Below are 23928 nucleotides of genomic sequence, written 5' to 3'. Positions count from 1 at the left end.
ATTGACACGAAGAACCATTTGTTTTTCAAAGCTGGAAAAAATGCATGATACTGTTATTGGATTATTTATCAATCACGTTGAATTCGGGTTAGACATTTATGACGATTAACAACTTTGAGCCACTACCAACCAACAACCATAGAAGCTGACTCTTGTTTGAATTCCGGTGTAAAGATTTTTTTACTTCCCATTTTCCATACCTCATTTTACCGGTGGCTTATTTTACATATTTCCACCTATTAGTTAGTTGGTACAGCTTAAACTACTGTCCGGAATCTGGGGTCCACTTTAATATTGTGCTTGGTTTGGCGCTTACGTTTGACCTCTAGACATAACATAAAAGGTAATCATCAAAATATAAAAGACTTCGTGCTGTCTAAATAGTATGACATCAAACGTAGCCGCGACAATAGAAGATAACACAAAAAAAACCACGCCAAAACTCCCTGCGGTTACTCGATTTTTATACCAGATAACAGTGCGAAATACTGTAGCCAACAGTAGATAAATAAAAATTGCCAGCCCAAAAACCCCTAGTGCCACCATAACCTCAATAAATGCACTATGAAAACCATTGAGTGCCTGACCACCAAACATCGCATGTATGACTGGCACTTGATCAAATGTACCCGGCTGCCAAAATGCCTGATAACCAACACCTGTTAAAGGGTATTTTTCAAAGACATCAATTCCTATCGACCATAACAAAGTTCGGCCTGTTAGTGTCGAGTCTTTACCCATACCTTGAAGTACATTATCAACCAACCCTAGATCAAAAAGCACTACGAAAAATACGCTCATTAAAAGAAAAGACAACAGAGACATAAAGAGAATAAATTGTTTTTTTGTACGACTACTCAGCCACCATAATATGGGTAATAACATTGTTATCAGGTAGATAAAAATGGAGCCAACAGATTGTGTGCTTACCAGAGGGATCCATAGCAGTACGCTGAAGAAAATTGCAATGGATAATTTTTGATATCTAATTCCAACGATTATCAAGCAAAGGGTCAGTAAACCAATGGCTTTTCCATAGACATTTTTTTGTCTATAAATACCTGTATTAGCTATTTCACCTCCAATATATTCAATTGGAGGTGGAATTTTTACAAAGTGCAGATAGTCATTCAGAATTGAAATTAATACTCCAAAAGCTGTTGCTAATAGTAAGCTTTTGAATATATCCATCGCAGAAAATCGGCTGCCTATCCAGATAGCGATTAACGTCGTAATAATCAGTTGAATTGAAGCCGTTAAGCTCCATGATGGGGCCGCGCTCCAAAAAACAGAGAGCAATGCATAAAATGGAAGCAAGAGCGCCGGCCAGGAATGTATGATCGCCCTTAAAAACTGTTTTTGATCCAGAAGTATATAAACTGCAGAACCCGCATAAATCATAACCCAAAGTATTGAGGCAATACCTAAACGTGAAAAAACCTCCGTCGCGGTTGTCAAGATCAATACCAGAAAACTGAATGCTATAATTTTTTTGGAAAATGGTTCATGTCCACTTTCCAGAGCTAATTGTGTGATGTGATTATTCTTGAACATTCAGTATTGTGTATTTACCCAGCCTCCTAGTAATAGTATTGATCAAAGTTTTTCTCTTTTGACTTATTCAATACATAACCGGCAAGGTAAACGTTGCCAAGTTTTTCCATTGCCATATCCAGCTCAGCATATGTTGTCTGGTTCTCTTCTACAACGACTAGGCAAGCATCTGCTATGGATGATAATACTGAGCTATCATCACAACCTAGAAGAGGAGGTGCATCAAAGATAATGATTCTCTCTTTATAGCGACTACGTATCTCATTCAATAGCGATTGCATTTCATTAGAAGCAAGAATTTCTGATGAATTTGTATATCTTTTCTTACCACATAATATAGAGAGACGATCAACTCCAGGTGTAATCAAAGCATCATCGATAGTGGTCAATCCTTTAGAAACGTCCGCAACACCATACTCTGGCGTATATCCAAGGACATGGTGGATGGATGGTTGACGCAAATCTAAATCCACAAGCAACGCAGTTCGTCGTCCCAGTTTAGCAATATTAATGGCAAGATTTAAAGAGACAGTCGTTTTACCGTTTCCTTTTGCCGGACTTGTTACCATTAATGTGCGAGCACCTAAATGATCAAGTTTTCTAATGATACTTGTTCTTAATTCCTTATATGCGGTGATGATAACATCATCATCTCTATTAACATTTTCAGAATCAATATATATATTATTTTTTTTCAACAAAGCCCTGTTGACTTGCAATTTTTTGGTGGTTACAAGTTCAATATCTTTAGTTTCATCTATTCCTTCATCTATTAACCCACCTATTAACTGATCTATGGATGTGTTGTTGCTAGATTCAATTTGCATATTATTTTCATCAGATATTTTTTTTAGGTCTGTCATGGCTGTCTTTCTAACACCTTTCGTGGCCAATTTTTTTGTTTGGTCACAGGTATCATATAAATAGATGCATCTACATATTTAGATAAATCTTTTTTACTGACTATTCTGTCGCTAAACATACCCTTTAACAAAGCAACCAGTATTCCAAGAAAAATTGAGAGCATGAGCAGAACGGCTAAAAGTATTTTTTTTCTGGGTTTGATCGGCTCCAAGGGGTACTGAGGAGATTCAAGCAGAGTAAAGTTATCCAGAAGATTTGCACGACCCATACCTTCGTGTAAGGTTGCGCTCGCCAATTTTGTCTGGATCTCTTCATACTTTTTAACCACACCCCGTTGCTTCAGCTCTAAAATCTGCAACTCTTTTTCAATTTGTGGCATTTTCTGCAATTGCCTATTAGCTGCTCTAATCTCTTCTTTAATCTTTGTGATTCTCTCTATTTTATATTTTATTTCATTATTTGTACCATCCAGCCGTGAAAGCAATAATTCTCGAACAGGATTCGCAGGCCCAAACCCTGAGTTTTGCTTTGTTTCTGAGTTCTTTATACGCTCTTTTAAAGTCTCTATATCCTCTTTCATATCAATCATAACAGGGTGATTTTGAGTATATTTGGATAATAGATCTTCGTACTCTAACTCCAGTATTATGAGCTTTTCAAATTTACCTACTATTCTTGTGCCATCTGGGGAGTAAAGCCCTTCATCAGACCGAGTTGTTACAATATTTGCCTGAAGTTCATCCGCATTACTTCTTAACAGATCTATTTTACTTTCGACTTCACCGAGCTCAGACTTAAGGTCATCCAGCCGTTTAATTGTAATACTCTGAACTACAGGAAGTAATAAGCTATTCGCTTCCTTATATTGAGATAATTCATTTTCAACCTGCACTATTTCTAATAAAGCCGTTTTCTTTGCCATATTAAGAAATTCAAGCTGCTCTACTATCTTTTTATTGACTTTGTCTCTATTTCCTGAAAACAGTAAATTTGTGAGTTCCTTGGTGATCTCGTATGTCAGTTCGGGTGAACCAGCTTCATACTGAATTGTAAAGCCAAGCGAAGCCATTCCTTCTCTGCCAGTGTAAGGATTAACGACCATCGCATTTTCAAAATTTAAACTGACTGATTCTTTGAAACCATTAAGTGCACTTTGCAAACCAGCTTTCGATACATCATCTTCAAGTATTTTGAACTTTCTTAAAATACTCTCAACACTATCATTTGTTAGAAGTGTTTTGAAAATAGCTTGTACTCGATGAGTCAAATCGAGATCATTATCACGACTCTCACTCGATATATACAGAGTTTCCTGCTCAATTAAAATGCTGGCCTGAGAAGAGTATACCTTTGGGATTAAAAATATTATAAGACTTCCTAAAAGCATGGTCAGTACCATAACTCCAAGAAACCACGCCTTTTGACGGTAGACCATACCTGCATAATATGCCAGGTCATGATTTTGTTGAGTTTGTTTATTTTTCAAAGATTAAGCACCAATATGAATACAGTCAACAATGTAGTGGTATATATCCGTTTACCGACTTTATCAATCAAAACTTAAACATTCCACTTCAGCAGCGTAATATAATACAAATCATCACTATATTCTACAGGTGAGCATGTAGGAAGAAGTGCCATCATAACTTCTCCACGTTGTGTTGCCAGAAATGCCTAAAATTTTTGTGTTTCACATGCTGCCATTGAAATTGGCGAAACGAATAATAAGCATTGCCTCATAATGAGGCAATCATTGCTATAAGATTAATATCTAGTCCTGTTGTACCCTTCGAGTGGAAACATAATTAGATTTTTTCATTGATTCACATTATTTGAGCCATTATCAAACGTGCCTGTTAAGTCCCCTAACTCATGAGCCAAAATCCGTATAATGCTGAATTTTTTTGTGTCACGAGCATCTGTTGCAGGAGTGTTTGTATTTGCTTTTGGATCTACACAGGTCGAAGGGGTTTGTTTGCGTTATTGACCGAGGCGGGCTAACGGGTGACCTGATTTTTTTGAGGAAGTGATTAACTTGTGCCTTGTCGATTTATAATGCTATCTTCAAAAACTATTTACTGTTTGGAAGGAAGAGATGAGCAATATAAATATGGTCAAAAATCGCTGGGTACAGTGGTCATTTATTCTTCTGATTATCATTGTTGGTGTGGCATTTAGTATCAAAATTCTGCCCACCGGCTATAGCGAAGATCTTTCCGTTATTGGCAGTGGAAAAAATATCGTTGTGCTGGTGCATAATAAAGAAGGCGTTCGCAGTCTTAACCTGATGAATCAGGTCGATATCATTAGAGATCTTTATAAAGATCGTATTGAGTTTCGCATTGCTGAAATTGGCACCCAAAAAGGAGCGGAGTTTTCACGCAAAAATATGGCTGGTAATGCTACATTGGTATTGTTCAATGGTGAAGGTACACGTTTAAAAACCCTAAGCAATGTGGAAGATTTAGAAAGTCTGGAAAATACTCTTGATCAAATCTTCGGGTATCAATCTGATTTGCTCTAAAGCCAAATTCAATCAACTGAAATAATTTACAGTGCCCACTTCTCAAACATACCCTTTATATTTATTGTTTATATTCGTTTTATGGTTAATCTTATTCAGCACTCAAGCCAGTGCCTTAACCATCTCTGGCACCTGTAAACAGGCGGATAAAGTGACGGATTGTGCCAGTGCAGGTACCATTCGAGTTGCAACCAATGCACCTGGGGTAGTCTTTACACCCAGCACGACTGTGACAGGAACTTGGACAGTTACTGGTCTACCTGCCCTGACTGGCATTGATATTTTTGTCTCTGTATTTATTGAAGGAGTTGCTGACAATCAAAAAGCAGTTGCCGTATTTCGCTACACTGGTACCGCAGATATTACAGGTGTAGAACTGATTGAAACCCACTTAACCCTTGGTAGTGATAATAACTCAGGCATCAGTAACTTTGATCTGCGTCTATACGACAACAGCGTGAGCGGCAATCCATATATCTTTTTTGATGTCGATGATAATAGAACCTTAACGGTTGATAGTACGGGAAGCGTTCCAACCCCCACCCTCTATATTAAAAGCAATAATAGCTATGCCCCTGGGGGAGATATTAACACTCATCATGTTGACACCAACGGCATATTTGGCATGGGGAACAATACCATCAATGTCAGTGGCGATTGGGATTTTACCAATGGTACCTTTAATCGAGACACCAGCACCGTTAATTTTACTGGCACAGGTACGATCCGAAATCTTACCAGCCCTTGGTGGAGTAAATCTTTTTATAATGTCAATATGGCCGCAGCAGGGCAAACCACCACCATTAATCCAACATTAGGGGTTGTGGTAAAAGGACTGCTTACATTAGGAACTGGAACACTTGATGGCAGCACAGTGGTGCTCAATAAAAGTGGGACAGCATTTGTGACGGCGGGCGCCACCTTAGCGAATAATTTTTTTAAATACAGCCCTCCCGCAGGTGGACAAGTGAATATTACTGTCGCGGACTATCCTAGCATTTGGTTAGCTGAAAACAGCACTGCAAACAACAGTACCTTTACTTTATTAGGCGATATTACCTGCGATGGATTAACCATTTACGGAAATGGAAACGGTAAAATTACCACTCTCAATACCGCCGGCAATAACATTACCTGCAATAGTCTATTGATTGGTAGCACCAGTAACCGAAAAGGTAGATTAATTCTCGATGATTCGATACTTACTATTCACAACGATGTGAGTATCGTTTCCCCAGACACCGGTTCTAATGAACTGGATGCGGGTAATTCGATGCTCAATATTGGTCGAAACTGGACCAACAACAGCCTGTTTACTGCGGGTACGTCTCTTGTTAATTTTAATGGAACGACATATCAAAATGTAACCTCTGGTGGGGATGCGTTCTACAATCTCACACTTGATAACACCGGAATCTTTCCTACGAATACTTTAACGCTGTGGAATTCTTTAAACATCAATAATGATTTGACTGTCAAGAATGGAAAGCTAAATACGCACAGTGTAAACAATTATCCGATTACGGTTTTAGGGAATTTTGATCAGTCCTCCCCCACTGGAGAGGTAGAAGCGCGTGCCTCTGTGATAACCGTCAATGGAAATTTTAATGCCGATGGCACGCTGGATAGCACCAACTATAACAATGCCTCCGTTACACTAAATGGCACGGGGATCCTTCTTTATGCCAACCTTTTTCAATGGTGGCGAAATGGCTTTAACAACTTAATTGTAGGGCAAGCAGGACAAACCACTACTGCCAGCACGCTCTTTGCTGTTATTAACGAATTAGCCGTAGGTTCAGGTGCTTTGGCAGGCAATGCTAGTATTTACCTAGGGTATGGCGCTGCAAATGGCTTTTTAAATTTAGACCCTACTGCCACCATCAGCCTTAATGAGTTGCGCTTTTTTGGTACCAATCAAACCATCCCTCCGTTACTGAATGGATATGATTGCACTATTAGGCTCAGCAGAGGTAATTTAACCGTCACCCAAACGGATGACATCACCCTCAATTCAGGAAAAAGTTTACTTATTGATGGCGATGCCTATGTGGATCGGCCATTAACTTACAACACCAATGGCTTTGACCTCAATATCGGAGGCAATCTTATTTTGGGTGCGGGTGGCGATACCGCGCTTAAAACGCTGGACATCAGCAACAGTACAGTAACCGTTTCGGGAGATCTTGATATTCGTACAGGCACCAATACCTTAACCTCAACCAACTCAACCATCACCCTAAATGGTGCTTCCGCACAAGCGGTTACCATGAATGGTAAGGCTTTCGACAATTTAGTGATCACCAACCCTTCTTTTTCAGGTGTGACATTTAACGATGGGTTTACCACCAATACCTTAACCAGTACAACACCAAACTCTAATTTAACGTTTGCTTCTGGAGAAACCTACACTATTAACAATGTGGTCAACTTGCAAGGTGCAAATAGTCAGCCAATTACGTTAGCACCTTCCACAATCGGTTCTCGTTGGAATTTTGTATTGAATTCAGGTGTCAGTAAAACGCTTGATTACCTTAATGTGTCATGGTCGGATGCATCGGGCTCCGATATGTCCCAGAAGGCGCTTAATCCAAGTAATTCAATTCGTACAGGCAATACTATTGATTGGTTTCCTGCGCCGCTTAATGTGAGTAAAAGCAGCGTATTAATTTCGGATCCCATTAATGGCACGGGCGCTGGAAAAGCGCACATTCCGGGTGCGATCATTGAATACCGCATTGTGACCCGTAACCTTGAAAGTTATTCGCCAGATGCCAATACGGTGGTGATTTCCTATGTTTTGGATGCCAATGTGGAATTTAATGTGACGACAGGGGTTCTCTTTTCAGACGGAACAAACAGTTCAGGTTTAACTCTGGGTACGGTGCGCTACTCTCATATTAGCTTGCCAAATATGTATACATACACGCCTACAGGAACTTTTGATCCAAATGTGGCGGGGATAAAAGTTGAAACCAATGGCACGTTTGCTTTTGGTGGAATACCTGAGCCTGAATTTACACTTCAATACCGTGTTCGGGTAAAATAGCATTCAATATCGCTGAGTTAACTGACCCCCGACAAAAAGCTGGGGTCAGTTAACTTATTTCGCCACACAACAATTTCTGCCACTATTTTTAGCTTCATAAAGTGCTTGATCAGCTCTCTCAAAGACTGTATCAGGCTGATCATCATTGCTAAATTCTGAAACACCACAAGAGATCGTGATATTGACTGGCTTGTCTCTATAGTGAAATTGTAATTTTTCAATTTCTGTGCGTAATTTATTGGCCACAGCCATCGCATTATCAACAGCAGTATTTGGCATAATGAAGACAAACTCTTCACCCCCATAACGTGCCACCATATCGGTTCCACGAACACTCTCTTCCATTTTTTGTGCAATAACCTGGAGCACTTTATCACCCGCCTTGTGACCAAAGGTATCATTAATTTTTTTAAAAAAATCAACATCAGCCACTAATATTGACAATGGGTTTTGATAACGCTGCCACCGCAAATACTCCTGCTCTATCCGTTCATCATAGGCCAAGCGGTTAAAGAGGCCTGTGAGCGTATCTTTTAATGCGGCTTCACGCTCTTTATGGATGCTGACTCTAAGCTGGGCAGACTCCTGCTCTAATGTTTTTAAACGGTTGGTCAGAATTTCTGTACGCTTGTTCGCATCATGGTTGCGCTGCTCTTCATGTTTAACAAACTGTTCCAGATTAGAAGATATTGTTTCCATACGTTTTTGTATCAACAACTTAACCTGATCAAGATCAGCGGCCTCCTGAACACTGTTTTCAATACCTCTGACTTGGGACTGCACCCGCTCATTTAATATCAGACTATCTTCAAGCGAACTTTTATGCTCTATTTTTTCAACCTGAAAGTACTCTTCCAACTCTTGTAAACGTGTTGTTAATTGAGAAAGAAATTCAGCAACTTCTTTAATCTCTTCCTGGGCTTTTTTTCGTAAACCTGAAATTGCTTCGGCAATATCAACAATCAATGCGGGCCATGTATCAGTATCCACTTCCTGCTCTAAACGTACTTTCAAGCCAGTGATTAAAGCCGCTGACTCTGCCGAGCCCTCCAGTCGTTCCAGTAACTGCAGCAATACTTCATTGATACTCAAAATATTAGAAGTCGACGATAATCCTGTGGTATTGGACTGTTTCTCTTCAAAGTGGTCAAGGGTGTCGATAATTTTTTTGATCGAGGCTTTCAGTTGATTGCCATCATCACCGTCACGAATATTACATCGCAATACTTCTAGCTGTTTATCAGCGTTAGGTGCCATCCCCATGGCTGCGATACACAAGTGTGATAAGGCGCTCCGTAAAGTCTCTTCAACTTTTTGATATGTGGCTTCTTTCGCCTCCAGCTGATCCAGGCTGTCATAATATTTATCTTTCCACTTTTCTATTTGTGTTTTTTCATCAAGCTCTATAGACATAAGCGTCATCCTTAACAGTTTATGATCAGTTGCTCAATTTATCGGCATCTTCCTTTGTTGACTCAAGAGCGCTGGAGGCCGACTCTTGCTTGGCCCAATCGCTCGGTTTTACACTTAATTCAAAGGCACTGAATTCAACCGTGTAAATATTATGATCACCATCAATACGTACATGTACTTTACGAAAGCCAGGCGATGTTCCAATGAAGAGTGTTTGAACAATTGTTTCGCCTTTATAAAAGGTTAATTTTCGTTCAAACTGTTTGTCCGACACCTTAAAGCGCATTGCTGCATCTTCTGTCGTCGCGCCTGGCCAACCTTTTTTAAGCTGATTTAACTTGCCCAAAACTTGCTCAAACTTGATTTCGGATACTGGAGAATTAGCCAATTCCGGCAGTTGCCACTGCCCCTCTTTTCTCTCCAGACGCAGTGTTTTATCAGCCTCTTCAATGGTGATCGCATCCAGCGTTTGCAGCTCAACAGCCAGTAATGGCTCTTCGGGCTGGAATGCGCTGTAATCGTCACCCGTCATATTAAGAAATAACGCCAATGCGCCTTGCGCTACTAATACAGCAACAAGAATAGTCATGATACGATTCACTGTTTAACCTCCCCACTGTTCAATAATTGTTGGTAACTGGCGGCCTTTTTCTTACGCGATCGCCAATACAGTAGATAAATAACAAGTAAACCCAGCAGTGCAGCCGCATAGTTCAAATACTCCCAATAGACCTGCGACTCTTTTTCCATGGGATCCAGAATACGAGCAAAGTGGCCACGACTACGAATTGAGAGTAAGCCACGATCTTCCAGCGACCAGTCAATCGCATTTTCAATTAATTGAATGGTGTTGACATAAGGTGTACGAGTCGTATTCATAGCCAGATCCAGCATCTCATCGGTGATAAAAGTGCTTGATGCAAATAGAATAATACGTGCTGATTCAGAGGATTTTTCAATAACACTGCCAACAACAATGGGCTCTTCTGCATTTTGCTCTTCTGGCGAAGTTTCATTGCCTTTCAGCAAGGGCGAAGGTTGACCTTTGAAATAAGATTCAAACTGCCCTTCCACTGAGACGGCTAGCAGCTGCTTTCCCAGTTCATCACTCACTGCAAACCCCATGTCCGGATAGCTCTCAAAATCGGGTTGAATATCCAGTGAATCAGAGAGCCATGCTTGATCGCTACTCTCTAACAGGCGTGTCACTTGTCGTGTACTATTTTTTTCATTATCAATCCCGATCGGTGATGGCCAATTCATGGTTATTTGAGGAATACCGGCAGTTAACCCACTTTCACTGTTCATGCCATCATCACGAATATCTACAAAATAGGGGTAATTCACCATCTGTATCTCCTGAACCATGAACCCTCCTAGGTTGCGTTGTACCGGAATTGGAAAAGCACTGTTTTGAGGGTCAAGCACCATCTGTTTTTTCAGATCGATACCATGATGTTCAAGCCATTGATTCAGCCCGGTATCGTTAGGCACGGCAGAAATTGCACCGTCCATTTTGATATCAAAGGGCGAGGCGGCCAATATCACCGTCCCCCCTTTCATCAGGAATTGATCAACTGCAAACAGCTGCTTTTCATCCAGCTTCTCAGGAGATAACATCAATAATAGATCAGCTGACTCAGAAACCTGACCCGACTTGAGATTGGTATGATCCAGTGTTGAGTTACCCTGCAAAGGAAAAGTTAATTGCTCGAAGCGTTTATTACTGCCTTGTGGAGCCATGCCAAATTGCGCCATCATTGAACTCACTACGGGAGGTGCATTAATGGCGACTGTTTTAAGAAAACCACTCGAAAAATGTTTTAAACTGGCTTCAAGAGCACGCTCCATACCGCCTTCATCAAGACCTTCAGGCAGTGGCACTTGCACCACTTTACCACCACTTTCCAGCGTCATATAAAACCAGAATGAGTCAGGATTAAACAGATCAATCGCCATCGGACGAAAGCCATACTGATCTTCCAGTTGCTGTGCCAAAGCACCGCCATTGGCTTCAGGATCATCAAAATTTACATTCAATTTACCACCGGATGATGCTTCAAGCTTTGAAAGCACACTCTGGAGTTTTTCACGCAGTTCAATTAATGGTTCTGGCAATGTTTCATCCGATGAAATATAACCTTGAAATTGAACCGGCTCAGACATATTTGCAAACAGGTTTCCTGATCCCTGGTAACCATAGAGTACTTTTTTAATCGCCCGCGTAATATCGTACTCAGGGTTACGCAACACAACATCCATCTCTATTTCGTTATGTATTTTAACATCAATCAAATCACGGAAACTCAGCGTTTCATATTGATCACCATATTGAATCAGCACATCAAAATAAGAGTTAACAATACCCGCCTGATATTTGTTTGCTGTTTGCAACGGCTCAGGGCGAATACCGTATTTCTCTCCTGCCTCTTGTTCCAGCTCAGGATTTTCTAATGGATCAATAAACTCAACTCGGATATTGCCATTTCCAGCCATGGCATACTCTTCAATAAGATCGCGTAATTGTGGTGCTAACGGTGCGAGTAATGGATGGGTTTGGGCACTGAAATAGCCACGGATCAATAAGGGCTCACGCAGCTGATTCAGATAACTTTGAGTTGAATCTGATATGGAGTAGATTTGACCTTGTGTGATATCAACCCGTGCTGAATTGACCTGTTGCAACCAGATATTTCCTGCCAAAAAGTTAGCAACAAATAACCCTGTAACGACCTTCCAGCGAGTGTGGTTTGATTGTCCTTTCTGACCTGCCCAGCGTATTTTTTCCAGTGCATACAGATTCAGAGCCAGAAAAATTCCGACAATACTTAGATAGTAATAGATATCTCGCAGATCAATTACGCCACGAGTGATTGATTCAAAGCGAGATCCAGAGCCTAACAGTTTTAAATACTCTCCTGCCTGATTACCAAACAGTGAAGTCAAACCTTCTGAACCTAGCAGATAAAAAAAGCTGCAAATCAATACCGTTACAATCAGGCTGACAATTTGATTCTCACTGCGCGCACTCACAAACAGCCCGATTGCAGTATAAGAAGCGGCTAAAAATAGTGTCGCGAGATAAGCACCCAATACAGGGCCCCAATCTAATGGCCCTAAAAAAGCGACAGTGATAGAGAGTGGCAATGTCAGCAGTAATGCAATTGCGACCAATGCCATACACGCCAGAAATTTACCCAGTACATAATCAAGCGGTCTGACGGGTGCAGTGAGCAAAAATTCTAAAGTCCCTGCTCGCCTCTCCTCACTCCACATTCGCATTGTCAGCGCTGCGACCAGAAAGATCAGTAAAACCGGCATCCATTGAAACAGTGGGCGCATATCAGCGACATTTCGTGAGAAAAAGGTCTCTACCCAGAAAAAAATAAACAGGTTTACCGCCAAAAACGCACCAAAAAAGATAAATGCAGCGGGTGTTGAGAAAAAAGAAGCAAACTCTTTACGAGCAATATTTTTAATATTATGCATGAGCTTGCTCGCTCTCCTCTGCGCTATTGATCTCCTGGAAAACAGTTTCCAGATCATATCGTTCAGGTTTCAACATATAGAGTTCCACACCCTGTTCTATAACTGTTTTGGCTACCATAGAATAAACATCCGAAAGTTGCGCTATATTATTGATTTTTAAAGAATAATTGTATTTATTTTCCTCACTAGACAAATATTCAACAGCTGTGACAGCATCCATTGAATGAAACAGCCTATCTGTTTTATCACGATCTGAATTAACAGTGATTAATAGACTGTGCGACATTGTCTGCAACTCATTCAAGCGGGAGTCCAGCACTTTTTTTCCATTACGAATAATAATCGCTCGGTCACAAATCACTTGGACTTCGTGCAGAATATGCGTTGATAAAATAATGGTTGCGTTTTCGGCTAACTCTTTGATGAGCGCACGCATATGCTGAATTTGTGAAGGATCCAGACCATTAGTAGGTTCATCAAGAATCAAAATTTGGGGTTCATGAAGAATTGCCTGCGCTACACCGACACGTTGGCGATAACCACGAGAAAGTGTGGCAATAGATTGCGTCGCTTTTTCATTCAGTTCGGTGCGACTCATCGCTTTGAGAACCGCTTGTGAACGTGATGCTTTTGGAATGCCGTGCAATCCCGCTGCATAATCCAGATAATCAATAATGGTCATTTCTGGATAAACAGGGCAATTTTCAGGTAAGTAGCCAATTTTTTGTTGGACAGCCCGCTGTTGCTGACTGATATCCAGACCATCTATCTCAATAGTGCCGGAGCTTGGCTCTAAATAACCTGTCAACATTTTCATAATAGTGGTTTTCCCTGCACCATTATGGCCAAGCAAGCCAACAATCTCTCCCTGCTTAATATGAAATGACACATCATTCACCACAGTAAAATCCCCATAACTGCGAGTGAGCTTGTTCGTTTTTATCATGATTAATGAACTCCCTGCACGTTCCTAAGTTTCAATACAAATTCCGAGCTTTCGATATAAAAAGTTATCGAAAGTTCACTCCCGTTGTTAATGGCTCTATTTTATTAAGAACAAGCAAAAATATGATCACAGCACCATCTAAAAAACAGCTATACTCAACCGCACTATAAACGCGATTTTTGTAAAAACATATATGGATCATAGCTACTTAAACGAAATACTCATCCTGTTTGCTGTTGCAGTCGGTGTTGTTATTTTGTGTTTACGTATCAATTTACCCGCCATTTTAGGTTATTTAGCTGTTGGCGTACTTGTTGGCCCGTATGGCCTTGCCCTAATTCACGATACAGAGCATACACGGGAATTAGCCGAGTTTGGTGTTGTCTTCCTGTTATTCACGATTGGTTTAGAATTTTCTCTACCGCAACTCATGCGCATGAAAACCAGCGTATTGGGTTTAGGAGGAACTCAAGTACTATTCAGCACGGCCATTACCGCTGGAATTGCAATGTATTTAGGCTTGCCACTGAGCAGTGCTATATTAATGGGCGGCATTATTGCAATGTCTTCAACAGCAATGGTGATTCGTCAACTGACGGATCAAGCCGAGCTGCATACCCGCCATGGGCGCAATGCCGTTGGCATTCTACTGTTCCAGGATGTCATGGTGATCCCGTTTTTGATTCTCGCCGCTATGCTTTCAGGCGCAACAGACGACACGCCTATGCATGCACTTTTGATGGCAGCAGGCAAAGGTGTTCTGGCATTGGCGGTTATTTTTGCCATCGGTCACTGGCTGCTCCCTCCCCTATTCCGTGGCGTTGCCAAACACCGCTCAGCAGAGCTCTTTACTTTGACCGCCTTACTCGTCGCAATAGGCGCTGCATGGCTGACCAGTCAATTGGGACTATCATTAGCTCTAGGCGCATTTGTAGCAGGAATGATGTTAGGAGAGACCGAGTTTCGCCATCAAATAGAGGCTGAAATCAGACCTTTTCGAGATATCCTTCTAGCCCTGTTTTTTATCACTATTGGAATGCTGTTTAACGTCCAGCTCCTACCAGAAATATGGCAGTGGGTGTTAATGATCGTAATCGGCATGGTATTGATTAAAGGGGTACTTATTATAGTACTTTGCCGATTATTTAGATGGGACTCTTCTGTATCACTCAGAACGGGGCTGGTATTAGCGCATGGCGGAGAGTTTGGTTTTGCAATTCTAACTCTGGCTCTTGCCAGCGATATATTTCCATCAAATTATGGACAAATTGTACTGGCAGCACTGCTCATAAGTATGGCAATTACACCATTTCTTATTCGCTATAATGGAACTATTGCTAAAAAAATCCTGCCTGATGCTACCGCAATGAGCCGTAATACACTTGAAGAGCAAGCCGTCGATACAACTCACGGCGTTGAAAATCACGTCATTATCTGTGGCTATGGTCGTATAGGGCAAAATATTGCTCGGATTTTAGAGAGTGAAGAGATTCCATATGTTGCCATGGATCTTGACCCCACACTGGTTCAAAATGCGATCAAAGCCAAAGAGCCTGTTACTTACGGGGATTCAGCTAACTTGCACCTGCTTGAAGCGGTCGGTTTAGCAAAAGCTGCCGCATTGGTGATTAGTGTCGATGATTTTCATATTGCATTGAAAATTATTCACAAGGTACGCCAGGTAAATAGTTCTATTCCAATTTTAGTGCGTACAACAGATGACACACACTTGGAAACATTACAAAAAGCAGGTGCCACCGAGATTATTCCTGAAACAATGGAAGCCAGCTTAATGATTTCATCGCATTTACTTTTAATGCTCAAAGTACCGGTATCACGCGTTCTACATAAAATTCGTACCATAAGAAAAAATCGCTATACCGTACTACATCAGCTCTTTCCTGGTGAAGATGCCACGACCGTTCTTAGCAGTGGCGGAGAAATAGAACAATTGAGAGCGATCGAACTGCCTGAAAATGCGAGCGTTACAGAACAATCTATCGCGGATTTAAAACTGGACGAATTGCATGTTTGCATTTCCGTGCTACAGCATCAAGACCAACGCATTCCAAATCCATCACCTGACACGCTAGTATTTTCAGGCGACGTGCTCACACTGTATGGCACACCAGCAGCATTAGATAAAGCTGAAAACTATCTATTGAAATCAACCCGGCGGCCAAACCATTGACCGCCCGCCAAGAAGGTGTAAGTGAATATGATAAACCGCTTGACCACCGTCTTTATTACAGTTGATAACTGCACGATAGCCATCTTCCGAAATACCTTCCTGTTTCGTGATTTTTTTTGCAGCCATATAGAGCTTGCCAATTAACAGCTCATCATCATGGCTCATATCGTTGATCGTCGAGATATGCTTCTTAGGTATCACCAAAATGTGCACAGGCGCTTGTGGATTCAAATCTCGAAATGCTAAAACACTATCATCTTCATAAACAACATCAGGCTTAATATCACCCGCGACCATTTTGCAAAACAGACAATTTCCCATACCATAAGCCTCCATCAGCTAATTTAAATGGAACGATACACCGAGATGAATCCAAAAGCCAAAACCCTCTACTGGTACGACCTTGAAACCTTCGGCATTAATCCAGTCTATGATCGAATTTCTCAATTTTCAGGAGTTCGTACAGATGAAAATCTAAATATTATTGGCCAACCACTCAACCTCTACTGCAAACCCGCTGACGACATGTTGCCCAGCCCCGAAGCGTGTTTAATTACCGGCATCACACCCCAGATAGCATTGGAAAAAGGAGTTCCTGAAACTGAATTTATAAAACAGATTCATGATGAGTTTTTACGGCCTAACACCTGCGTGGTTGGCTACAATAATATTCGATTCGATGATGAGTTCACTCGCTACACACTCTATCGTAACCTGCTTGATCCTTATGCCAGGGAGTGGAAAAATGGCAATTCTCGCTGGGATATTATCGACATGGTTCGCCTGACACGCGCACTCAGACCCCAAGGTATTCATTGGCCAACACACAGCGATGGTCGCCCCAGCATCAAACTGGAAGACCTGACTGTCGCAAATGGCATCGTTCATGATGCAGCACATGACGCACTTTCAGATGTTTACGCCACCATCGCAGTGGCCAAGATGATAAAAGATAAACACCCAAAACTTTATGATTACGCTTATCAAAATCGCTCTAAACATAAAGTTGGTGCGATGCTGAACATGAAGACAGAAACACCCGTGCTGCACATATCGGGCATGTACCCCACCGAATTTGGTAATACAGCTATTGTCACACCTGTCGCGTTACATCCCACCAACAAAAATGGAATTATTGTTTTTGATTTACGTTATGATCCACAGCCTTTGTTTAGCCTCAGTGCTGAAGAGATTCAAGCAAGGCTGTTTACACCCACACAAGAGTTACCCGAAGGTGTAGAACGTATTCCGCTAAAAACCGTTCACCTCAACAAATGCCCTGTTATTGCCCCTGTCAAAACACTGAACAATGAATCAGCAGAGTGTTTTAAAATTGATATTCCAACCAGCCTTGACCATCATAAACTAATCAAAAAAATGCCCGATTTACAGCAAAAAATCCAACAAGCTTTTTCAATGACACAATTTGAAGCAAAAACTGATCCAGACACACAACTCTATAGTGGTGCATTTTTTGAAAATGCCGATAAAGAAAAAATGGAAGCGATTCACAACATGACAGCTGAGCAACTTGCAAAGCTTTCCCCAGTTTTCAATGACTCCAGACTTCCTGAAATGTTATTTCGTTACCGAGCCAGAAACTTTCCTGACAGCCTGTCGAACCAGGAAAAATCCGACTGGAACGAATACCGCAAGGATCGCCTGACTCGCCCTGAAAAAGGCAAATTAACTCTAGATGAATTTTATCAGAAGATCGAAGCCTATCGACAGAATAAAGAGCTGTCGACAGCAGAACAATCGCTACTGAATGAGCTGGAAAGTTACGGAAAAGAGCTTGCCTCTTAATATGAAGCGATATCCCATCAGCTTGCTGTGGGATAGTTTATTAAGGCAGCTTTTTTCCACAATAATATTAGCCTTTCGTAAGGCTAATGAGTAATGGCGGACTCTATATGTTGAATTGGGCGGACTATAGTAAAAATTCAAATATTATGTTACGTTTTATTTTCTCAAGCGAAATATTAAATTGGAAGATTATGCTTGACTAATCAATTCAGCGCACAAAGGAAAACATAACTATGTATCAATCTTTTTTTAGTAATGTAAAGACATATTCGGCTTACATTGATAAGCATCAAGGGTTTAATAGTCCAGAACCTATTCCTAATATTGAAGGCTGGACAGTCTGGAAAATGGAACAAACTGAAATTTATAAAATAACACACAATCTAGAGCTGACGAACCCTGAACATCAGCTGCATATTATTGCAACACCAATGAATGCAAATACTATCCTCATTATAGATAGTGTCGCAAGCAATGAGTTTACTATATCAACATGGCGCTCTGACTCTGGTAGGTTAGATGATAGGTTCACAACAGCCAGCTCATTTACGTTTATTGCAGTCCAGAAGCTATCTTGCTAAAAACGAGCAGTGGTGGTTCAAAGTTGTTAATGCCAGTGCCCTGTATTATTGATCTCGGTGTTGTCTTTTAGCGTTGTTATCCGAAGTACTGGTAAGGCTATCCTGCCATCACTATTCGCTGGTGTTTATGTGCGATGGTGGCCAAAAATCGTGAAAACGGAACGGGTAGGCACCTTTTTATAAAGCTACAGGAGACACAACTGACATTCTTAGACTAGGTGGTTTATGCACTTATGACTTGAATTCAGGCATTATTACAGAATAAGTTTTTCCAAAAAGCGTACCGCTGAATATTAGATGATCCATTCAGGGATGGTTTTGACTCAACCACTATGGACTGAAAGTCCACAGGTTGTTTCTGGAACGACTGAAAGTCATTACTTATCAAATCGCTCCGCGATGCTTTTTGTGTGCTAAGACCTTACACTAAAATGCATAATTTTGACTAGCGACTGGGATCAATAAACCTGTAGAGTGTGAAGAACGTTCACGAAAGGAATTCGTTAAATATAAACACAAGGAAGAGTCACACGGATGGAAATACTCGAAGCAACCTCGGCACAACAACCTGTACAATTCACAATTCCCTTTCCATTGGATGAAGTGATTCCATCTATAGAAAATTTAACAGCCCCACCCAGACAAAGCAGTGATGTGCATAATATGCATATAATGATTATCAATGACTCCCCTGAAAATATTGAACTATTGCAGGTCATCCTGCAACGTAGCAGATTCACAAACACATCATCCGCTTTATCTGGCGAAAAAACATTAGAACACCTCAACAACCATACGGAGAAAGAACAGTGTGCTATTGATTTGATTTTACTCGATACAATGATGCCGAGGCAGGAGGGTTACCAAGTATGCAATGCCCTCAAAAAAAGAGAAGCCTGGAAAGATATTCCAGTCATTATTATCACTGCTGCGAACATGTGGCCCGATGAAATAGCTAACAATGGCATTAATGCAGGCGCCATTGATGTTATTTTCAAACCTGTTCACCGCCGAGAGCTCGCTCCACGCCTTATGTCGACGCTCACTTTAAAAAAAGAGCGTGACCTTAGAAAGCATCGCGAACAAGAACTTAAGTCTGAATTTGAAGAACGACGTGATATTGAAGAACGTCTTAAATTTGTAACTGGCCACGATCATCTGACCGGGCTCAATAATCGCCAACACCTTGAAGAGTCACTCACTCACTCCATTCACAGTTGCCGAAAAGACAGTACAACCCACGCACTGCTATACTTGAACCTGGAGCAGTTCAAAGTCATCAATGACACCGAAGGATATGGAACGGGCAATCAAATACTGATTCGTATTGCCAATGTGTTAAAAAAACGATTAGGAGCCACATCAAAAGAGCTTTCGCGTGTGGGACCTGATGAATTTACCGCCCTGATTGAAAATACATCAAAGCAGGAGGTGTCTGATATTGCAAAGTCACTCTATCAAGAGATCACAGAAATCTCCGTCAAACACCACGAACAACGATACAAAATAGTGGCTCGTATTGGCATCGCATTTATACAACCCTGGAGTACCAGCAACCCTGGTAACATCTTGTCTCGTGCAGAACAGGCTTGCTGCGTTGCCAGGAAAAGTACACCAGAAAAAATTCATATCTACAGCGAAAAAGACAGTCAAATTGCTGAATTCAAAAGCACTAATTACTGGATTCCTATCATTAAAAATGCCTTAGAAAAAAATCAATTTCAGCTTTTTTTCCAACCTGTACTCGATGTTAAAAATAACGAAGTAACACGCTATGAAGCTCTGATTCGACTGCGTGATAATAGTGGAAAATTTATTAGCCCTGATAATTTCATCCCCATTGCAGAACGCATGGGACTGATTCATGACATTGATTTGTGGGTGGTTGAAAATGCATTTAATACACTAAACTCACTACCAAAAAGATGTTTGCCAATATCATTAAATATTAATCTTTCCACACACTCATTTACAAACCCATCACTCGTACCGTTAGTTCAATTCAAATTACAACAAACAGGTATTAATCCAGAACGAATTACTTTTGAAATCACTGAAACGGCAGCGATTAATAACTTTGAAAAATCACAAGAGATGTTCAATCACCTAAGAGCATTGGGCTGCAAATTTGCTTTAGATGATTTTGGAGCAGGATTCAACTCTTTTAGTTATTTAAAACATTTTGATGTTGATTGCTTAAAAATTGATGGTGCTTTCATTACAAACTTAATCAATAACCCCGTCGACCAAACACTCGTTAGAGCGATCATTGAAATCGCAAAAACCTTAAACAAAAGTACCGTTGCTGAATTTGTTACCGATCAGGAAACTTTTGAACTGCTTAAAGAGTACGGTATTGATTATATTCAGGGCTATTATACAGGTAAACCGCAACCGTCAATTCTATAAAATCACTTATCACGCGAAGCGACATAAGAAGACTCTTTAGATTCTTTTTTTATTTTATCGGCCTCTTCATTGATCTCTTCTAAATTTTCACTCTCATTGGCAAGCTTTTTCTCTTCGTGGCCTGATTTTTTTTTCTCATCGTCATCACCACCTGACATCGCACCACGAAAGCCCTTTATAAACCCCCCAACATCTGTTCCCATCCCTTTCAAGCGTTTTGTACCAAAAATAAGCACCACGATGACGAGAACAATTAATAGTTGCCAAATACTTATTCCACTAAAACCCATGATAACCTGATCTCCATTAAATATTACTTTGATTCTAACGATTCATAATCAACTCTACAAACTTCTTATCTCTTATTCTACCTGTTCGGAGACTTCTTAACCATTTCAAACCCACCATCATTCATGACAAAGGTGCGACCAAACCCTGCCACATACCGTCCTTGTTGCGGCGACAAGCGATACAAATGAAAGTCTTTTAACGTTTTTAGAACATCAATCACTTTTCCAAATTTTTTAGAGAAAGCAAGCAATACTAAATTATAGATGTCACTTCCTCTCTCAACTTTCAATGCCTGACATTGATAACTTACCCGCTTTCTGGCAAAAATATTTTTAGCCTCGCACTCATTTTCTATAAACAACAAACTTATTTTATCCGTTACAATCAAATTTCTGGTATGCATGGCTAACTCACTGATCAATACAAAATAGTGGCCTTCATATTCAACATATGGAGCATAACTGGCTTCAGGCTCACCATGACAACTGACTGTTGCCATTAAGACCGAAGAAAAACCTTCAATGAACTGACGACAAGCCTCTCTTTCTACATCTAAAGTCAAAGCATCTGACTTCATATTTTTCACCTTAAAAAATTGTTATTGCAACTCATTATACAACACCTTAATTTGACTAAAAAAGTCAGAAATTATTACAAATCACAGCCCCACAAGGGCTTTCACGGTTTATTCACAGAGCCTGTGGATAACCTTGTGGATGAATTCTTAAAAAAAGGTGTCAAACGGCACTATGACTCACTTTATATTAAAACGGCCAAAAAATGTACAATTATTTTTTTACAATATATTTCAATGACTTAAATTACATAAACTCAAATTATTGACTCTTATTAAATTTTATGTCTACACAAATAATATATTGACACCCAAAAATTAAAAGCTGTGGATTTTTACAAAAGTCAACACTTAAATGTCACATTCAAGATTAATTTTTCCTCCTCTAAAATGCTACGTCAGAGCATTCGCCTTCAATCGCTACAAATTCACCTTGAACCCAGGAAAATCACCCAGAACAAATCGGAATAAAAATAGACAACGATTCTCCTTCAAACGAGCTTTCAATACACCTAAATAATAAGTGCATTAAAATATTGACTTATGGAGGAAAATCCGGCATAAAACTCTGTTTACTCTCTTAAAGTAAAGAAATTTCTGATTACGTCGATTAGAAGTTCTTTAAATACTGCAGTACATTTTAAGAATGCGCATTCACTTTACAAAAATGCATGGTTTAGGTAATGACTTCATTGTCATTGATGCTATCAATCAAAATATAAATCTCGCCGAAGAACAAATTCGCTTGATGGCTGATCGCCATTTTGGAATTGGTTGCGATCAACTGCTTATGGTTGAGAATTCGAAAGAAGCAAACGTTGATTTTCATTATCGGATTTTTAATGCTGATGGAAGTGAAGCTGAACAATGTGGCAATGGCGCACGTTGCTTTGCACGTTTTGTCAGAGACCACTATCTTACTGATAAAAATAATATTATAGTAAGCACCGCCACGGGAATCATCAAGTTGCATATCGAAGCAGATGGACAAGTCAGTGTGAATATGGGGCTCCCAAAATTTGAACCAGAGCAAATTCCCTTTAAAGCCCCAGCCCTTGCTGGCCGCTATTTTCTGGACTTGGAAGACCAACGTGTTGAGATTGGTGCTGTCTCCCTGGGTAATCCTCATGCAGTATTGCAAGTGGATCATGTTGCTGCAGCGGCGGTTCATCAACTGGGCTCAGAAATAGAGTCACACCCTCGGTTTCCTGATCGGGTCAATGTAGGCTTTATGGAAGTCGTGACACGCAACTATATTCGCCTGCGAGTTTTCGAACGAGGCAGCGGCGAAACACTGGCTTGTGGCAGTGGTGCGTGTGCTGCTGTAGCAGTCGGTCAGCGCCAGGGAATAATTGATCAAAATGTGACTGTCGAGTTACCGGGTGGCACATTAAAAATATGTTGGACAGGAAAAGAGAAAGAGCCTATATGGATGACAGGCCCCACCAATACCGTCTATGAAGGTGATATTGAACTATGACTATAGAACCATTTTTACAATCAAACACTCTGAATGCTCAATCTGTAATTGACTACCTACAGGCTCATCCTGATTTTTTAGTGAATCATACCGATCTGTTTAATAAACTGAGTACATCCAGATATACAAAAGGTACGACCTCATTCTCTGAGCATCAAACCAAAGTACAACAGGAAACGATTAAACAACTCAAACAACAGATGCATGAATTGGTTGGCATTGCCCATGATAATGACAAAATCAATCAACATGTTCGAGGATTAACATTAAAATTACTTGATGCAAAAACACCTGACAAGCAAATATCGGCTCTGTATGATTGCCTTAAAATTGACTTTAATACGGACCTTATAACACTCAACTTATTTTCAGACAGCAATCAGCACGCAACAAGTGCAGCGCTTAAAATTAAGTACCTAGACCGAACTGATGAAAGTCTGGCTTCTTTTGAAGAGCTCTTGCAGGTAGGAAAATTTTCATGTGGAAAGTTAAATCCTGAAATACTAAAATGGCTATTTGGTCAGCAATCCGAGAAAATTCAATCGGCTGTGTTTTTGCCATTGGGAACAAATCATTGCTTTGGTGTACTGGGACTCGGGAGCTTCGATAAAAATCGCTATCATGCGACCCAAGGGACTCTGTTTTTATCTTTTTTAAGTGAAATTATCAGCCACTCATTACGACGTAACTTTACTCTTTAAACTAAAGCTCTTAAAAAATCAGAAGCGGTATATTTTACCGCTTCTGTATGCAGTAC

The 23928-nt window shown here is 40.5% G+C and carries 19 protein-coding genes; 9 read left to right on the top strand and 10 right to left on the bottom strand.

Going from position 1 to position 23928, the window contains the following annotated elements; translation table 11 throughout:
- A partial coding sequence (locus tag L3J70_06445) for an IS1 family transposase (protein MCF6235999.1) occupies positions 1-109 on the top strand: 109 nt, incomplete at its 5' end.
- Positions 110-312: 203 nt separating this feature from the next.
- Here L3J70_06445 and L3J70_06440 read toward each other — a convergent pair.
- The 3 genes from L3J70_06440 to L3J70_06430 are packed head-to-tail and all read right to left on the bottom strand — an operon-like array spanning position 313 to position 3904.
- The gene (locus L3J70_06440) at positions 313-1554 is read right to left on the bottom strand and encodes an O-antigen ligase family protein (GenBank protein MCF6235998.1); all 1242 of its coding nucleotides are present in this window, start codon (positions 1552-1554) and stop codon (positions 313-315) included.
- A 26-nt stretch (positions 1555-1580) separates the two neighbouring features.
- Complete coding sequence (locus tag L3J70_06435; GenBank protein ID MCF6235997.1) at positions 1581-2417, bottom strand: CpsD/CapB family tyrosine-protein kinase; 837 nt, start codon at positions 2415-2417, stop codon at positions 1581-1583.
- Positions 2414-3904: a Wzz/FepE/Etk N-terminal domain-containing protein gene (locus L3J70_06430; GenBank protein ID MCF6235996.1), complete on the bottom strand. Its 1491-nt coding sequence runs from the start codon at positions 3902-3904 to the stop codon at positions 2414-2416. The genes L3J70_06435 and L3J70_06430 overlap by 4 nt, the downstream gene beginning before the upstream one ends.
- Before the next feature lie 609 nt (positions 3905-4513).
- Between L3J70_06430 and L3J70_06425 the strand changes: the two genes are divergently transcribed.
- Together L3J70_06425 and L3J70_06420 are read left to right on the top strand one after the other, a co-directional pair.
- Positions 4514-4942, top strand: coding sequence for a hypothetical protein (locus tag L3J70_06425; protein ID MCF6235995.1), 429 nt, complete (start codon positions 4514-4516; stop codon positions 4940-4942).
- 151 nt (positions 4943-5093) lie between these two features.
- Positions 5094-7991, top strand: coding sequence for a hypothetical protein (locus tag L3J70_06420; protein MCF6235994.1), 2898 nt, complete (start codon positions 5094-5096; stop codon positions 7989-7991).
- A gap of 54 nt (positions 7992-8045) precedes the next feature.
- On the opposite strand, the gene L3J70_06415 is transcribed toward L3J70_06420, so the two are convergent.
- The 4 genes from L3J70_06415 to L3J70_06400 are packed head-to-tail and all read right to left on the bottom strand — an operon-like array spanning position 8046 to position 13839.
- Positions 8046-9404, bottom strand: a complete 1359-nt coding sequence (locus L3J70_06415; GenBank protein ID MCF6235993.1) for a diguanylate cyclase — start codon at positions 9402-9404, stop codon at positions 8046-8048.
- A gap of 25 nt (positions 9405-9429) precedes the next feature.
- Positions 9430-10005 carry a DUF4340 domain-containing protein gene (locus L3J70_06410; GenBank protein MCF6235992.1) on the bottom strand — a complete coding sequence of 192 codons (576 nt, stop codon included), beginning with the start codon at positions 10003-10005 and terminating at the stop codon, positions 9430-9432.
- Positions 10002-12893, bottom strand: a complete 2892-nt coding sequence (locus tag L3J70_06405; protein ID MCF6235991.1) for a Gldg family protein — start codon at positions 12891-12893, stop codon at positions 10002-10004. Before L3J70_06405 ends, L3J70_06410 begins: the two co-directional genes overlap by 4 nt.
- Positions 12886-13839: an ABC transporter ATP-binding protein gene (locus tag L3J70_06400; GenBank protein ID MCF6235990.1), complete on the bottom strand. Its 954-nt coding sequence runs from the start codon at positions 13837-13839 to the stop codon at positions 12886-12888. Before L3J70_06400 ends, L3J70_06405 begins: the two co-directional genes overlap by 8 nt.
- Before the next feature lie 193 nt (positions 13840-14032).
- On the opposite strand from L3J70_06400, the gene L3J70_06395 reads away from it, so the two are divergent.
- Positions 14033-16030, top strand: coding sequence for a cation:proton antiporter (locus tag L3J70_06395; protein MCF6235989.1), 1998 nt, complete (start codon positions 14033-14035; stop codon positions 16028-16030).
- On the opposite strand, the gene L3J70_06390 is transcribed toward L3J70_06395, so the two are convergent.
- A complete protein-coding gene (locus tag L3J70_06390) occupies positions 16007-16351 on the bottom strand; it encodes a histidine triad nucleotide-binding protein (protein MCF6235988.1) in 345 nt (114 codons plus the stop codon). The two genes, L3J70_06395 and L3J70_06390, sit on opposite strands and share 24 nt — an antisense overlap.
- A gap of 27 nt (positions 16352-16378) precedes the next feature.
- On the opposite strand from L3J70_06390, the gene sbcB reads away from it, so the two are divergent.
- The 3 genes from sbcB (at position 16379) to L3J70_06375 (ending at position 20826) form a co-directional block, all read left to right on the top strand.
- Entirely contained in the window at positions 16379-17836 is a 1458-nt protein-coding gene (gene sbcB, locus L3J70_06385; protein MCF6235987.1) for an exodeoxyribonuclease I, read from the top strand.
- Positions 17837-18069: 233 nt separating this feature from the next.
- Positions 18070-18417, top strand: coding sequence for a hypothetical protein (locus tag L3J70_06380; GenBank protein ID MCF6235986.1), 348 nt, complete (start codon positions 18070-18072; stop codon positions 18415-18417).
- 534 nt (positions 18418-18951) lie between these two features.
- The gene (locus L3J70_06375; protein ID MCF6235985.1) at positions 18952-20826 is read left to right on the top strand and encodes an EAL domain-containing protein; all 1875 of its coding nucleotides are present in this window, start codon (positions 18952-18954) and stop codon (positions 20824-20826) included.
- A gap of 2 nt (positions 20827-20828) precedes the next feature.
- Here the strand turns inward: L3J70_06375 and tatA are convergent, their stop codons facing one another.
- Positions 20829-21116 carry a twin-arginine translocase TatA/TatE family subunit gene (tatA, locus tag L3J70_06370; GenBank protein ID MCF6235984.1) on the bottom strand — a complete coding sequence of 96 codons (288 nt, stop codon included), beginning with the start codon at positions 21114-21116 and terminating at the stop codon, positions 20829-20831.
- A gap of 77 nt (positions 21117-21193) precedes the next feature.
- Positions 21194-21694, bottom strand: a complete 501-nt coding sequence (locus L3J70_06365; GenBank protein MCF6235983.1) for a pyridoxamine 5'-phosphate oxidase family protein — start codon at positions 21692-21694, stop codon at positions 21194-21196.
- Positions 21695-22337: 643 nt separating this feature from the next.
- Between L3J70_06365 and dapF the strand changes: the two genes are divergently transcribed.
- Entirely contained in the window at positions 22338-23171 is an 834-nt protein-coding gene (gene dapF, locus L3J70_06360; GenBank protein MCF6235982.1) for a diaminopimelate epimerase, read from the top strand.
- Positions 23168-23872: a DUF484 family protein gene (locus tag L3J70_06355; protein MCF6235981.1), complete on the top strand. Its 705-nt coding sequence runs from the start codon at positions 23168-23170 to the stop codon at positions 23870-23872. Before dapF ends, L3J70_06355 begins: the two co-directional genes overlap by 4 nt.
- Positions 23873-23928: the final 56 nt, after the last annotated feature.

This window comes from Gammaproteobacteria bacterium, from assembly GCA_021648145.1.
In the GTDB taxonomy this organism is placed as follows: domain Bacteria; phylum Pseudomonadota; class Gammaproteobacteria; order JAADGQ01; family JAADGQ01; genus S141-38.
This window is presented reverse-complemented; position numbering and strand designations above follow the sequence as displayed.

Coding starts and splice junctions, on each gene's coding strand:
- L3J70_06440 (MCF6235998.1), bottom strand. CDS start 1,554: ATGTTCAAGAATAATCACATCACACAATTAGCTCTGGAAAGTGGACAT.
- L3J70_06435 (MCF6235997.1), bottom strand. CDS start 2,417: ATGACAGACCTAAAAAAAATATCTGATGAAAATAATATGCAAATTGAA.
- L3J70_06425 (MCF6235995.1), top strand. CDS start 4,514: ATGAGCAATATAAATATGGTCAAAAATCGCTGGGTACAGTGGTCATTT.
- L3J70_06415 (MCF6235993.1), bottom strand. CDS start 9,404: ATGTCTATAGAGCTTGATGAAAAAACACAAATAGAAAAGTGGAAAGAT.
- L3J70_06405 (MCF6235991.1), bottom strand. CDS start 12,893: ATGCATAATATTAAAAATATTGCTCGTAAAGAGTTTGCTTCTTTTTTC.
- L3J70_06400 (MCF6235990.1), bottom strand. CDS start 13,839: ATGATAAAAACGAACAAGCTCACTCGCAGTTATGGGGATTTTACTGTG.
- L3J70_06395 (MCF6235989.1), top strand. CDS start 14,033: ATGGATCATAGCTACTTAAACGAAATACTCATCCTGTTTGCTGTTGCA.
- L3J70_06390 (MCF6235988.1), bottom strand. CDS start 16,351: ATGGGAAATTGTCTGTTTTGCAAAATGGTCGCGGGTGATATTAAGCCT.
- sbcB (MCF6235987.1), top strand. CDS start 16,379: ATGGAACGATACACCGAGATGAATCCAAAAGCCAAAACCCTCTACTGG.
- L3J70_06380 (MCF6235986.1), top strand. CDS start 18,070: ATGTATCAATCTTTTTTTAGTAATGTAAAGACATATTCGGCTTACATT.
- L3J70_06375 (MCF6235985.1), top strand. CDS start 18,952: ATGGAAATACTCGAAGCAACCTCGGCACAACAACCTGTACAATTCACA.
- tatA (MCF6235984.1), bottom strand. CDS start 21,116: ATGGGTTTTAGTGGAATAAGTATTTGGCAACTATTAATTGTTCTCGTC.
- L3J70_06365 (MCF6235983.1), bottom strand. CDS start 21,694: ATGAAGTCAGATGCTTTGACTTTAGATGTAGAAAGAGAGGCTTGTCGT.
- dapF (MCF6235982.1), top strand. CDS start 22,338: ATGCGCATTCACTTTACAAAAATGCATGGTTTAGGTAATGACTTCATT.
- L3J70_06355 (MCF6235981.1), top strand. CDS start 23,168: ATGACTATAGAACCATTTTTACAATCAAACACTCTGAATGCTCAATCT.